The following is a 12,797-nucleotide window of genomic DNA, read 5'->3' as shown; positions in this document are numbered from 1 at the left end:
AATGACATGGAAGACCTCAAACCCTGGTGGACCTCGAAGGCTATCTGGACCGGCCTCATCGGCAGCCTCTGGGGCGTTGCCGGCACGCTTGGCGTTCTGCCCGACGGGCTCGATCAGACAGACGTCCTGACCGTGGTCCTGGCGCTGACCGGCATCGGCGGCGTCCTGTTCCGCAAGACGGCCACGGCCCGCATCGGCTGATGCCCCAGGGCGGGGGCTGCGGCTCCCGCCACCCTCTTTTCCAATCAGGTGCAGGCATGACCAGGCTGACCATTCGCCGGGGCGGCACCAAGCGCGTGCGCGCCACCTTCTTTGTCGACCAGAGCGCAGGGGTGGCCCGGGATCTTACCGGGCTTGCGCTCATGGTCATCGACCAGAGTCCGAACATTGCGCCGCCAGCGCTTACCATTCTTTCACCGGCAACGGGTGGACAGATCGAGGTTCTATGGACCGACGAGCAGACTGCTCCGCTTGCACCCGGTGCTGGCCGGGTTTGGCTGACGCTGGGCTTCGAGAATGACACCGGGGAGCGTGAGGTGCTGCCGACCCTCACGTTCGATGTCGAATGACGGCCGCGATCCAGATCGTCGAGGCGGTCCAGACCATCCTCGTCGAGAGCGATGGGGCCAGCTTCGTCCTTGATATCGCCAGCGCGGGCATTGCCGGCCCGCGCGGATTTACCGGGCCTCAAGGGCCGCCGGGACCGCCTGGACCACTCAGTGCTCTGAAGGACCTGTCCGATGTGGCGCTCAGCCTTCCCGAGGGCGGCGACGTCCTCACGTACTCATCCCCCACCAACACATGGATCAACGAGAAAGCGGCCAGACTGGTCGACGGAGGTAATTTCTGATGGCCAATACCCTGCGTATCAAGCGCCGGGCCGCAGGCGGTGCGGCCGGTGCTCCTGCATCGCTTGCCAATGCCGAGCTCGCGTTCAACGAGCAGGACAACACCCTCTACTACGGCACCGGCACGGGAGGCGCTGGCGGCACGGCCACCTCAGTAATTGCTATTGGCGGTTCCGGTGCTTTTGTGGCGACGACCGGCACACAGACCATCGCCGGGGCCAAGACTTTCACCTCGACGATCTCGGGCTCGATCGACGGCAATGCCGGAACCGCGACCAGGCTTGCGACAGTGCGGACCTTTTCGATCACGGGCGACGGCACGGGCTCTGCGACTTTTGATGGCTCTGCCAATGCTGCAATCGCGCTGACTCTCGCCAATAGTGGCGCCACCGCCGGGACTTATGGCTCCGCTACGCAAGTCGGTCAGGTCACGGTCGATGCCAAGGGACGCATTACGACCGCCAGCAATGTCGCGATCACGTTCCCGGTGACCTCGGTTGCTGGCCGGACGGGCGCAATCACGCTCTCGACCAGCGATATCGCGGAAGGTACTAACCTCTACTTCACCGATGCCCGTGTGCGCGCCAACCGGCTCGATCAACTGGCCGCGCCCACCGCAGCGGTGGACTTCAACAGCCAGCGCATCACCGGGTTGGCGGATCCAACCGCTGCGCAGGATGCCGCCACCAAGAACTACGTCGATCTGACTGTTCAGGGGCTCGATCCCAAGGCCTCGGTCAAGGCAGCATCCACTGCCAATATTGCTTCGCTTTCCGGGACCATGACGATCGACGGGGTCGCGCTTGCCGTCGGCGACCGTGTGCTGGTGAAAGACCAGACCACAACTTCGGCAAATGGCGTCTATGTCGTTGCCTCTGGCGCCTGGTCCCGGGCCATCGATCTCTCGACCTGGGACGAGCATGTCTCAGCCTACCTGTTTGTCGAACAGGGCACGGTGAACGCCGACATCGGCTATCTCTGCACGGTTGATACCGGCGGTACGCTCGGCACGACTGCGATCACCTTCGTCCAGTTCAATGGCGCAGGCCAGATCGTTGCCGGCAATGGCCTCACCAAGACTGGCAACACGATCGACGTCGGTGCCGGGACTGGCATTGCTGTGGCTGCCGACGCTGTTGCGCTGAGCGGTCAGGCGCTCGCACTCCATAACCTTGCCGCCAACGGGATCATCGCCCGGACAGCTGCAGGAACTGTGGCAGCACGCACCCTGACGGCCGGCTCGACCAAGGTCGCCATTACCAATGGTGATGGTGTCGCGGGCAACCCCACCTTGGATGTCAACGAAGCCAATCTGACCCTCGGCAATATCGGCGGAACGCTCGGCGTGGCCAAGGGCGGCTCGGGTGCGACGACGCTGACCGGCTACCTCAAGGGCAACGGAACTGCCGCGTTCACCGCCTCGGCCACCATCCCCAACACCGATATCTCGGGGCTCGGTACCATGTCGACACAGGCTGCCAGCAGCGTTGCCATCACCGGTGGCTCGATTGATGGCGTGACGCTGGATGGTGGAACCTTCTGATGCCGAGCACCATCCTGCTTAAACGGTCCTCGACCGCAGCCAGCATCCCTGCCGCCGCTTCGCTGCAGGCGGGTGAACTCGCGGTCAATCTGGCCGACCAGAAGCTCTATTCGAAAACGGCAGGCGGCACCGTCGTGCAGGTAGGCTTTGGCAATCTGACCTCGGCGATGGTGACGACCGCGCTCGGCTTCACGCCCTACAATTCAACCAATCCCAACGGCTACATCACCAGCAGTGGATCGATCACCGGCTCATCCGGCTCCTGTACCGGCAATGCCGCGACAGCGACCAGGTGGGCGACCGGGCGGACCATTGCGCTGACCGGAGACGTAACCGGCACCAGCGCGGCATTCGACGGATCCGCTGCCCTGTCCTTTGCCGCGACGCTGGCAAACTCGGGCGTGGTTGCCGGGACCTACGCCAAGGTGACGGTCGATGCCAAAGGCCGGGTGACGACGGGCGCATCGCTCGCATCCGGAGATGTGACCGGGGCGCTGGGCTTTACCCCTGCCAACAAGGCGGGCGATAGCTTCACTGGCAGCATTTCGGTGTCGGGATCGATCACCGCGACAGGCGACATAACCGCCTATTCCGATGCCCGCCTCAAGACGGATGTTGAGACAATCGCCGGTGCTCTGGACCGGGTCCGCAGCCTGCGCGGAGTTACCTTTACCCGGCGCGACACGGGCAGCCGAGGCCTCGGCCTTATTGCCCAGGAACTGGCGCCAATCGTTCCCGAGGCAGTCATGGCCCACGACGACGGGCTGCTGTCTGTCGCCTATGGCAATCTCGTCGGCGTGCTCATAGAGGCGGTGAAAGATCTGGCGGACAAGGTCGATCGCCTTGAGGCCCGCACATGACCCTTCAGAGCTCAGGGCCGATCTCGCTTGGCAATGTCGCGGTCGAACTCGGGCGGACATCGACCACCACAACTTCCCTTGGCGAGGCTGCCGTCCGGACGCTGGCTGGCGTCGCATCGGGTCCAATCTCGCTCTCGAACCTCTACGGCAAGTCGAACGAGAGCTTTTGGTATGCGACCTTCGGCTCGACCGTGGTCAATTTCCAGATCCTGGGCACTGACAGCAGCGGCAACATCTACGCCAGCGCCTCGGGCGCGGTGTTCAAATGGAACCGGGATGGCGCGCTGATCTGGGCACAGAACGTGTCTGGCCCTTTCATCAACGGCGGCTGGGTCGATACCAGCGGCAATGTCTATCTCGCCGGGGCCTACTACTCGAGCAACTACTATGCCTGGCTGACCAAGCTCGACACCTCGGGAACCCTGCAATGGCAGCGCAGCCTCAACAGTTCGGGTCAGGAACTCTGGTACAATGCGGCAGTCGATGCTGCCGGCAACATCTATGTCGCCGGCTACTCTACCTCGAGTGGCGGTTCCGGCAATGCCGACGCGCTGATCGCCAAGTACAACAGCCTGGGCACCTTGCAGTGGCAACGGTCGATCGGCGGCTCCGGTAACGAATATGCCAACCAGATGGCCCTCAGCCCGGATGGTAGCCTGCTGGTCCTGTCGGGCAACACCTCGACGTCGACAGCCGGCAACACCGATGCCCTGATCACTGTCATCAATACTGCGACCCCGTCCGTCAGCTGGCAGCGCTCGATCGGGAGCACAGGCTACGATTACGGCTATGGCGTTACAATCGACAGCAGCAACACCATTTACTGGCTGGCCGGTATCAATGGCACGCTCAGTCTGCTCAAGATCAGTTCGGGCGCTGTTATCCAGTGGCAGCTGTCACTGCCACCAAGCAATGGCAGTGGGACAGTGAATCTGGGGCCGGACGGTAATCTCCGGGTCTTTGCGCGGATCTATGCCGGGGCGGACATCTATCAGTTTTCGACCGATGGCACCTTGCTCCTGGCACGATCCATAAGCCTCGACACGAGCAATGGGGCAAATTCGTTCAGCCTTACCGGTCTCGCGGTCAGCTCTACGGCCATGACGTTCTCGATCTACACGATGATGGACTTCTCGCCCTACGGGTACACGGATCTGTGCGGCGCCATCTTCAAAGTGCCGATCGATGGCTCGAGGACCGGTACATGGTCTGTGGGCGGTGCCTCGGCCCAGGGCGTGACCTACAGCGCATCCTCGCCGAGCATCAGCTCCTCCTTCTGGTCACTCACCCTCCGCAGCTTCTCGCTGCTGAGCCGAACCCTGTCCGCTGGCACACCGTCCTACGCCCCTGCGGCCGGGTCTTACGCCAATACTACCACCGGGATCTGACCCATGATCATTTCGCATGACCGCCAGACGCTGTTTATCGGCGTACCGAAGAACGGGTCACAGACTGTACGCGCCGTCCTGGGGCAGATTGGGGTAGATCTGGTTGGCGAGATGGGGCGGCATCCAACCGTGCCGGAAGCGATCAGGCTGGCTGAGGCGCGATTTCCCGGAGAAGCAATTGCGCCGACGGCTATCTATGCCTTCAGGCGGGGTCCGGTTGAGCGGTTTTGCTCGGCCTTGGAATTCCACAAGCGGTGCCTACCGAACTCGTTCATTCAGCTGTTCCCGGAGCGGTTCGTCGGTATCGAGCCCCATCCGCGATGGTTTGAGCCTGATCCCGAAGCCATCGCTCCAGCTTTGCGTGCAGTGATCAAGAGCATCCCGCCACTAGATATCATTTCGGCATTGCCTCCGCCGCGCGTTCCCGGTGCATCGTTCCATCCGCGGGGTGGCAATCTCAGCTTTTATCGGTCGCAGTCGCAATGGCTGGATGGCGCTACTGTAACCATGCTGCCGTTTGCCGACTACGTGGCTGGGCTGCGCGAGGTTGTCGATCAGTTTGGCGGCAATGGGGCGTCAGTGGAAATCCCGCAGATCAATGCAGCAACCAGCCCGTTGCCCGTGCTGAGCCTTGATGACGCCGAATTGGTTCAGGCGTACTATCAGAGGGACTTGGCGCTTTAGTGCGGCCATGTTGAAATTTCAGCTAACCCGTTTATCTGGAGTGAGCGGGCCGGGCCCCTCTGGCGACATGGTGTCGTGATGTCGGACCGCATCGGGTGAGCCCGATGCCGGAACTAGAAAGCATACCCGGCGGGCCCACCCGTTTCGATCAAGGAACGGGATATGCCTCCAGTAGTCACTGCCACACCGATCAAGACCGTGATGCTCTATGCGACCGTCGACGCATTCGAATTGTCTCGTGGCCCGGGAGCGCTCGCACTGGCCATTACGGAGACTATCGGCGGGGCACTGACAGGTGTCCTGGCCAACCTCGATGCGAATGTTCCCCCCAGCAAGGAAGGGCGCAGTTATGCGCAGATGGAAGAGGACTTCCGCCTTCGGGAGCAAACCAACCATCGCAATGCGCAGGACATGCAGCTTGAGGCGGAACGTCGCGGCTTAGATTTTGAAGCGGTGACCGAATTTGATCACTCCCGCGGCTTTCTTGCCTGCATTGCCGATCGCGCCCGGCTGCACGATCTGGTTGTCGTCGGCGCTGATGGTGCGGGCATGATGAGCGATCGCATCATTGCACAAAATCTCTTGTTCGAAATAGGCCGGCCTATGCTGGTCACGCCGTCAGATTGGGCGGGCGCATTTCGCTGTACCCGGATCGCCGTGGCCTGGGATAACAGCCGGGTCGCGGCCCGTGCTCTGGCGGATGCATTAGCGCTTTTTCCTTCAGTCGAAGAAGTCGTCCTGCTCACGATTGGCGGCGAAAAGGCCATCAGATCATCCCTGGAAGACGACACCACTACCAGGATCCTTTCGCGCAAGGGCATCGCGACGCAGGTGGTACATCGCGAACTGGACGGACGCTCGATTGGCGATGCCTTGCAGCAGGAGGCCAAGGCGCTCGACACCGACATGTTGGTCATGGGTGGTTACGGGCACTCGCGGCTGCGGGATTTCATTCTTGGAGGAGCAACCCTCGGAGTGGTCGACAAACCGCAGATGCCAGTCCTGCTTTCTCATTGACGACAACCGGGAGGTTTCGCGTTTCGTGTCTGTTCTGTGGCCAGCCTCGACATGCTGGCCACAACAGGATCAATGAACCATCAGGGTCGCCGTCCCGGGTTCATTTAATACGGTCCTGGTGGCCCCGCCCAATACAAACTCGCGCACCCTGGAATGTCCGTACCCTCCCATGACGAGCAGGCTGGCACCATTTTCCTTGGCCCGTTCAAGGAGGACATCGCCCGCATTCCGGCCCGCCGACGGTATCTCCTCGATCGAGCTGATAACCGAGTGATATTCGAGATGGCGTTGGGCTTGCGAAAGGGCAGCGATCGGATCGAATGCCTTGTCCCCCGACACGGCAACGAGCCGCACAGTCTGCGCCATACGGCAGAAAGGCAATGCGCCGGCAAGTGCCCGGCTGGCAGACCGGCTTCCATCCCAACCGATAATTATATCGTCGAACCGGGTCTGCTCCGAATTCGATTGAGGGAGTAGCAAAACGGGCCTGCCGGAATCGAAGACAAGACCTTGTGCCGCTAGTTGCCACGCGAATTCCGGCCAGACCGGCATTACGGTAAGATCATGCGTCCGCGCCAGATGCGCGGGCTCGATCGGGTCGCCGATAGGGCCGTGGTCTATCAGGAACTGCTCCCCAAGCCGGCACGCAGGCAAGATTCCGGCGATCTCCTGGAAAAGTGCCAGGCCTGCTTCCCGGCTTCGCGCATTTTCAGATGCAATCAGGTCATCCGCATGAACAAGCTTGCTGGCCAACCAGTTGCTGACCGGTGGGATATGGGTTTGGCTCAGGACAGTCGACAGGCGAGCATCGCACCATTCCGCGAGATCCCTGGATGCCCGGAGCGCCCAGGAAGGCGTAGGCTCGGGATGGCTGACCATGTACAGAAGTATGTCGCAAATACCGCAAGTCATGGTTCGCTTGTCCCGGGCATTCTATTGATCGTCTCCGGGTGCGGCACCCGTCCAGGTGCGGTAGCCGACACTGCCGGTCGAATTTCAATGTCCATCTCTGACAATGACCGGAGAATCTTGCGCCGCCGAAGCAAGGGCTGCCGTTCGTAAAGAAAGAAGTGAATCGGTTTCCAGTTGGCTACCCAGCCGATGATTAGAAACCCCTCCCGAAAGAAATCGCCGTACGGCTCCGGGACGAAATCCATCGCTATGAGACCTAGACCCCAACAGGCTAAAAGGAACAATACCCCGGTGAGAAGCGATCTCCGCCCATCCTGCATCGCAAGCCGCAGATGCATTTCATAGACTTCGAGTTTGTAGTGGAAATACTGACGAATGGCGTCAGGGATCTGCGCCACTTCAGGGGCGTCAATGGTCCCTGACGGCGCATGCAGCACAAGCTGATAATGGGAACGCGGCGCCTCCAGCGCGCTCTCCAGAATATATTGCTCGACCTCATCGTTGAGATCGCGGCTGACCAGCGGCGAGGGATCGAAGGCGTGAAACAGCTCGGACGGGTTTGCAATATTGAGGCCGATCAGCCCAGGCTCCGGTCTTGGTGGCGGTTTTCGCATCTCCATGTGTTCCCACTGGTGCCCGTGGCACCTCCTACTCAACTTCATCGCATTTGAAACGACAGCTAGCGTCCGACATTGACCGTTGTCACTTACGTTTCGCTCCGATGACGTATAGCTTCCTTATGCAATGCCAGTGCGAGAATCGCATGCACTCGCCGGCAATCATCAGGAGCACGCCATGGCCAGGATGAAAGCAGCGATTTTCGTCGAACCCGGTCGAATCGTTCTCGACGAAAAACCCATTCCCGATGTCGGTCCCCTCGACGCACTGGTGCGTATTACCACGACCACAATATGCGGGACCGATGTGCATATTCTCAAGGGCGAGTATCCAGTCGCCAGGGGACTGACCATCGGGCACGAGCCGGTCGGCATCATCGAGAAGCTGGGCTCTGCAGTGCAAGGTTTCGCGGAGGGACAGCGGGTCATTGCCGGAGCAATCTGTACGTCCGGGCACAGCAATGCTGCCCTTTGCGGTTGTCATTCTCAGGATGGACCGGGCACCCCGCATGGCTGGAAGCCGCTCGGTGGGTGGAGATTTGGCAATACCATCGATGGCACACAGGCCGAATACGTCCTGGTGCCCGACGCCATGGCCAACCTGGCGGCTGTACCCGACGGGTTGTCGGACGAACAGGTCCTGATGTGCCCCGACATCATGTCGACCGGCTTTTCCGGCGCGGAGAGCGGTGCAGTGCGAATCGGCGATACCGTTGCCGTCTTTGCGCAGGGGCCAATTGGGCTGTGCGCGACAGCAGGTGCGCGACTGATGGGCGCCACCACCATCATAGCTGTCGACAGCGTTCCGGCGCGCATGGAGATGGCGCGCAAGATGGGTGCCGATCATGTGATAGATTTCAGCCGGGGCGATCCGGTGGAGGAGATCATGCGTCTCACCGCAGGTCGGGGTGTCGATGTCGCAATCGAAGCGCTGGGCGGGCAGGCAACCTTCGAGGGAGCGCTGCGGATATTGCGGCCTGGGGGCACGTTGTCTTCGTTGGGGGTCTATTCCGACGATTTGAAGATACCGCTCGGTGCGTTTCATGCCGGGCTGGGCGACCATACGATCCGAACAACGCTGTGTCCCGGAGGCAAGGAGCGCATGCGGCGATTGATGGAAGTCATCGCGTCCGGGCGGGTCGACACCCGTCCCCTCGTAACTCATCGGTTCAAGCTCGATGACATCGAGGCAGCCTATGACCTTTTCGCGAACCAGCGAGATGGAGTGCTCAAGGTCGCTATCACACCGTGAACGTTGATACAGGCGACAGCCACGAAAGCTGGAGAGTGCAAGCCAGTCTGGCGGCGCCGAGCCACGCATTGCCCCTCGACCAGATTATCGATGGCTTGTCAGCATCTCCGACCCTGGGCCTGACCGCAGCGGAGGCTGCGCGCCGGCTGGAGCTGGCTGGACACAACACACTGGATGAAGCGCCGCCGCGCGCGGCGCTGTCCGTGCTACTGGCGCAGTTCCGCAGTGTCTTTACCGCAATCCTGCTGATTGCCGCGAGTGTCGCATGGATCACCGGCGATCTGAAGAATGCGCTGGTCATCCTCGCTGTCGTGGTTCTCAATGCCGCGCTCGGTTTCTATCAGGAATATCGCGCGGAACACAGCCTGGCGGCGCTGCGCCAGATGCTGCCGAGAACCGCGCGTGTGCGCCGCGAGGGGCGCATCCAGGAAATACCGGCGCACCGGATCGTGCCCGGGGACATCCTCATGGTGGAGGCCGGGGAGCGCATTGCCGCCGATACGCGTATTGTGGCAGCGCATGGTCTCGAGATCGACGAATCCGGCCTTACTGGCGAATCCGTACCTGTCCGCAAGGACGAAAACGCCCACCTCGTTGCCGAAACGCCGATCGCGGACCGCATCAACGCCGCTTTCATGAATACGGTGGCGACGCGCGGGCGTGGAGAACTGCTGGTCACCGCGACGGGCATGGCTTCGGTGATGGGCCAGCTCTCCCGCTCACTCGAGCAAACCAAGGAGGCACGCAGTCCGCTCCAACGCCAGCTGGACGACGCTGGCCGCCGCCTTGGAATAGTCGCCATCGTACTCGTCGCTGTGCTTTTCACGTTTTCGATTATGCGCGGTGAAGCATTGGCCCACGTAGTCCTGGAATCAATCTCGCTGGCAGTTGCGGCGATCCCCGAGGGTCTCCCTGCGGTGGTTACCGTAACACTGGCCATCGGAATGCGGCGCATGGCGCGCCAACAGGCGCTGATCAAGCGGCTCGCCAGTGTCGAGACGTTGGGATGCACGACGGTCATCTGTTCTGACAAGACAGGAACCCTGACGGTCAACGAGATGACAGTCCGCGCCTTCACCCTCGGTGCGGAACAATTCAGGGTTTCGGGCGAAGGTTATGCCACAGTGGGCGAGATCGCGCCTGCGCCCCGCGCCGACCAGATTGAAGCGTTCGATGCATTTCTGATGGCCGGTGTATTGTGCAATGACAGTCAGCTGCACGACGGGCATTTCACGGGCGATCCCACCGAGGTGTCGCTGCTGGTCCTCGCTCAAAAGGCCGGACGCGACCCAGCTGCCATTCGGGCCCGGTTTCCGCGAATTGGCGAACTGCCGTTCGACTCCGCGCACAAGTACATGGCAACGGCTCACCGCGACGGCGCTGCAATTCACGTGTTCATCAAGGGGGCGCCCGATGTCGTGCTGCCCTGCTGCGCCGGGGAAATTGCGCAGCAACAGGGCCTTTCCGAGCAATACGCCGAGATCGCAGCGCAGGGCATGCGCGGCCTTCTGCTTGCTCATGCAACGCTGAGCGGAGAACAATTCCAGGTCGAGCGTCTGAGAATAGAGCATCTGCCAAACCTTCGGACACTCGGACTGGTTGGCATTGTCGATCCGCCGAGGCCAGAAGCACGCGACGCCATCGCACGCTGCCGGGATGCCGGGATCGAGGTCAAAATGATCACGGGCGATCATCCCGATACGGCCGCCGCCATAGCCCGCGACCTGGGCCTTGCAGGCGGCGTTCTGGCTGGTGGCGACCTCGCACGCCTCTCTGCGGAGGAGCTTGACCGGGCGACCAGCGAAACTGCCGTCTTTGCCCGCGTGGCGCCCGAGCACAAGGTAGCCATCGTGCGCGCCTTGCAGGACAGAGGCCATGTGGTTGCCATGACGGGCGACGGGGTGAACGATGCACCTGCCCTGAAGGCGGCCGACATCGGCGTCGCAATGGGCCGCAAGGGATCGGATGTCGCCAAGGAAGCGGCTGCGATGATCCTGACGGACGACAACTTTGCAACGATCGTTCGTGCGGTACGCGAAGGCCGGGCACTTTACGACAACATCATCAAGTTCGTACGTTTCCAGCTGTCAACGACCATCGGCGCGATCATGACAGTCTTCCTCGCGCCGCTGCTGGGATTGCCGGATCCCTTGACCCCGGTTCAGATTCTCTGGGTGGCCATGATCATGGACGGGCCGCCTGCGGTTGCTCTCGCCCTTGACGCCCCGCGCCCGGGGCTGATGCTCGAGCGTCCCCGCAAAGCGGATGAACCTATCCTTTCACTGCGCCGAATGGGCAGGCTGCTGGGTTACGGCGTAGTCATGACGGCGGGCACTTTGGGAATGCTGCAGTACGGGCTGGCCAAGGGCGGAACCGCCTATGGGCTGACGCTCGCTTTCACCACGTTCGTGCTGTTCCAGGTGTTCAATGTGTTCAATGCGCGGGTCGAGAACAGCACCACGTTCAACCGCAGGTTCTTCAGCAACCGGCTGCTGTGGTCATCCCTTGGGGGCGTGCTGCTTCTCCAGTCGCTTGCGGTCTATTGGCCGCCGGTTTCGATGATTTTCGGCACTGTTGCCCTGGACGGGCGCGATTTCCTTGCCGCAGTCGGTATGGCCTCGCTGATCCTGATCCTTGAGGAAGGGCGCAAGCTTCTTGTCGGATTTGCGTCGCGTTAGTGTTCAAGCGGTTGGGATCAGCCCGGACACTCAGGGTGCGAGTGAGCCAGGAGCAGCATTTGCACCTTACAGCCTGTTTGCGCGGCTCACCAACCCGGCTCCAGAAGCCCCAGCCATGCCACTACGGCGAGGATTGCCAATCCGCCAAATAATTCCAGACTCAGGCTCATTCTGAGCTTGCGACGGGCCGCCCGGATCTGTCCAGATTCCACGGCCGCTTCGAGCCCGGGAGCGAGCCGGAACCGGTGCAGCGCCGCGAGGCCCAACATCATTGCAAAGACGACCAATTTTGCGGCGAGCAGCAAAAGCCAGCGGGATTGCTCAGGCTCCTCGGGATCGGCGGCGACGAGAAGCGCTCCGGTATTGACTGCCCCGGTCAGGACAAGAAGTGCTACCAGCCAGGTTCCAACCGGGGCGAATTCGACCAGGCTTTTGCGTGCCGCAGATAGATCGGCATGGGTGATCCACTGCCGTGTCACGAGAGCGAGCAGGCAAGCAATTGCTCCGAGCCAGGCGCCAGCGGTGAGGAGGTGTACTACGTCGGCGATCAAATGCGGCCACGCCATCCACCCTTCGCTGGCGGCACCATGGCCGTTCCAGGCAAGTGAGCCCAAAGCGGCTCCGGTCAATCCGGTTGTCGCCAGTTTTGCAGCGCTGCTGGTGCACTCGGTTGCGACAACCACCACGGTTGCCAAGCCGAGCGCGGCCATTCGCACGAGGAAGGCTTGGCCGACTGACGTATCTCGCAGGATGGAACGAGCTAGTTCACGATCTATGTCACTGACGGTAGTCCCGGCCATCCCGGCGACCATCAGCGCAAAGCCCGCCATACTGAACGCTAAGGCGAAGAGCGCCATCACTACGAGTAGCCTCTTCGCGTTCCGGACCTGCCGTGCCGGCGAAGAGTAAAGGTTGAACCCCGCAATCCCGAAGAACAGCCCAAGCGAACTGTAAATGCCCCAGCGGACCGCGACGAACGACCAATCTTCCACTTCGTG

13 protein-coding genes are annotated in these 12,797 nt (G+C 61.6%); 10 read left to right on the top strand and 3 right to left on the bottom strand.

What is annotated here, in order from left to right; all coding sequences use genetic code 11:
* The first annotated feature begins 6 nt into the window (after positions 1-6).
* From OOT33_RS14470 to OOT33_RS14435, 8 genes are all read left to right on the top strand, one after another.
* Positions 7-201 (top strand): hypothetical protein, encoded by a 195-nt coding sequence (locus tag OOT33_RS14470; RefSeq protein WP_307750729.1) that lies wholly within the window; start codon positions 7-9, stop codon positions 199-201.
* Between the two features lie 56 nt (positions 202-257).
* Positions 258-569 (top strand): hypothetical protein, encoded by a 312-nt coding sequence (locus OOT33_RS14465; RefSeq protein WP_307750728.1) that lies wholly within the window; start codon positions 258-260, stop codon positions 567-569.
* Positions 566-850 carry a hypothetical protein gene (locus OOT33_RS14460; protein ID WP_307750727.1) on the top strand — a complete coding sequence of 95 codons (285 nt, stop codon included), beginning with the start codon at positions 566-568 and terminating at the stop codon, positions 848-850. Before OOT33_RS14465 ends, OOT33_RS14460 begins: the two co-directional genes overlap by 4 nt.
* Complete coding sequence (locus tag OOT33_RS14455) at positions 850-2,391, top strand: hypothetical protein (protein WP_307750726.1); 1,542 nt, start codon at positions 850-852, stop codon at positions 2,389-2,391. Before OOT33_RS14460 ends, OOT33_RS14455 begins: the two co-directional genes overlap by 1 nt.
* The gene (locus OOT33_RS14450; RefSeq protein ID WP_307750725.1) at positions 2,391-3,251 is read left to right on the top strand and encodes a tail fiber domain-containing protein; all 861 of its coding nucleotides are present in this window, start codon (positions 2,391-2,393) and stop codon (positions 3,249-3,251) included. The genes OOT33_RS14455 and OOT33_RS14450 overlap by 1 nt, the downstream gene beginning before the upstream one ends.
* A complete protein-coding gene (locus tag OOT33_RS14445) occupies positions 3,248-4,639 on the top strand; it encodes a hypothetical protein (protein ID WP_307750724.1) in 1,392 nt (463 codons plus the stop codon). Before OOT33_RS14450 ends, OOT33_RS14445 begins: the two co-directional genes overlap by 4 nt.
* Positions 4,640-4,642: 3 nt before the next feature.
* Positions 4,643-5,323, top strand: a complete 681-nt coding sequence (locus OOT33_RS14440; RefSeq protein ID WP_307750723.1) for a hypothetical protein — start codon at positions 4,643-4,645, stop codon at positions 5,321-5,323.
* A gap of 162 nt (positions 5,324-5,485) precedes the next feature.
* Positions 5,486-6,340, top strand: a complete 855-nt coding sequence (locus OOT33_RS14435; RefSeq protein ID WP_307750722.1) for a universal stress protein — start codon at positions 5,486-5,488, stop codon at positions 6,338-6,340.
* 69 nt (positions 6,341-6,409) lie between these two features.
* Here OOT33_RS14435 and OOT33_RS14430 read toward each other — a convergent pair whose 3' ends face one another.
* Both OOT33_RS14430 and OOT33_RS14425 read right to left on the bottom strand, forming a co-directional pair.
* Complete coding sequence (locus OOT33_RS14430; RefSeq protein ID WP_307750721.1) at positions 6,410-7,219, bottom strand: universal stress protein; 810 nt, start codon at positions 7,217-7,219, stop codon at positions 6,410-6,412.
* Between the two features lie 29 nt (positions 7,220-7,248).
* Positions 7,249-7,872, bottom strand: a complete 624-nt coding sequence (locus tag OOT33_RS14425; RefSeq protein WP_307750720.1) for a hypothetical protein — start codon at positions 7,870-7,872, stop codon at positions 7,249-7,251.
* Between the two features lie 175 nt (positions 7,873-8,047).
* Between OOT33_RS14425 and OOT33_RS14420 the strand changes: the two genes are divergently transcribed.
* Together OOT33_RS14420 and OOT33_RS14415 are read left to right on the top strand one after the other, a co-directional pair.
* Positions 8,048-9,121, top strand: a complete 1,074-nt coding sequence (locus tag OOT33_RS14420; RefSeq protein WP_307750719.1) for a zinc-binding dehydrogenase — start codon at positions 8,048-8,050, stop codon at positions 9,119-9,121.
* On the top strand, positions 9,118-11,799 hold the full coding sequence (locus OOT33_RS14415; RefSeq protein WP_307750718.1) for an HAD-IC family P-type ATPase: 2,682 nt from the start codon (positions 9,118-9,120) through the stop codon (positions 11,797-11,799). Before OOT33_RS14420 ends, OOT33_RS14415 begins: the two co-directional genes overlap by 4 nt.
* A gap of 86 nt (positions 11,800-11,885) precedes the next feature.
* On the opposite strand, the gene copD is transcribed toward OOT33_RS14415, so the two are convergent.
* Positions 11,886-12,791: a copper homeostasis membrane protein CopD gene (gene copD, locus OOT33_RS14410; protein ID WP_307750717.1), complete on the bottom strand. Its 906-nt coding sequence runs from the start codon at positions 12,789-12,791 to the stop codon at positions 11,886-11,888.
* Between the last annotated feature and the right edge of the window lie 6 nt (positions 12,792-12,797).

It is taken from the genome of Sphingobium sp. DEHP117 (genome assembly GCF_030867385.1).
GTDB lineage: Bacteria > Pseudomonadota > Alphaproteobacteria > Sphingomonadales > Sphingomonadaceae > Sphingobium.
The sequence above is the reverse complement of the archived record's forward strand: the minus strand, read 5'-3'. Positions and strand labels throughout refer to the sequence as shown.

What these genes read in the sequence shown, in the direction of transcription:
- OOT33_RS14470 (WP_307750729.1), top strand. Translation starts at nt 7, where the DNA reads ATGGAAGACCTCAAACCCTGGTGGACCTCGAAGGCTATCTGGACCGGC.
- OOT33_RS14465 (WP_307750728.1), top strand. Translation starts at nt 258, where the DNA reads ATGACCAGGCTGACCATTCGCCGGGGCGGCACCAAGCGCGTGCGCGCC.
- OOT33_RS14460 (WP_307750727.1), top strand. Translation starts at nt 566, where the DNA reads ATGACGGCCGCGATCCAGATCGTCGAGGCGGTCCAGACCATCCTCGTC.
- OOT33_RS14455 (WP_307750726.1), top strand. Translation starts at nt 850, where the DNA reads ATGGCCAATACCCTGCGTATCAAGCGCCGGGCCGCAGGCGGTGCGGCC.
- OOT33_RS14450 (WP_307750725.1), top strand. Translation starts at nt 2,391, where the DNA reads ATGCCGAGCACCATCCTGCTTAAACGGTCCTCGACCGCAGCCAGCATC.
- OOT33_RS14445 (WP_307750724.1), top strand. Translation starts at nt 3,248, where the DNA reads ATGACCCTTCAGAGCTCAGGGCCGATCTCGCTTGGCAATGTCGCGGTC.
- OOT33_RS14440 (WP_307750723.1), top strand. Translation starts at nt 4,643, where the DNA reads ATGATCATTTCGCATGACCGCCAGACGCTGTTTATCGGCGTACCGAAG.
- OOT33_RS14435 (WP_307750722.1), top strand. Translation starts at nt 5,486, where the DNA reads ATGCCTCCAGTAGTCACTGCCACACCGATCAAGACCGTGATGCTCTAT.
- OOT33_RS14430 (WP_307750721.1), bottom strand. Translation starts at nt 7,219, where the DNA reads ATGGTCAGCCATCCCGAGCCTACGCCTTCCTGGGCGCTCCGGGCATCC.
- OOT33_RS14425 (WP_307750720.1), bottom strand. Translation starts at nt 7,872, where the DNA reads ATGGAGATGCGAAAACCGCCACCAAGACCGGAGCCTGGGCTGATCGGC.
- OOT33_RS14420 (WP_307750719.1), top strand. Translation starts at nt 8,048, where the DNA reads ATGGCCAGGATGAAAGCAGCGATTTTCGTCGAACCCGGTCGAATCGTT.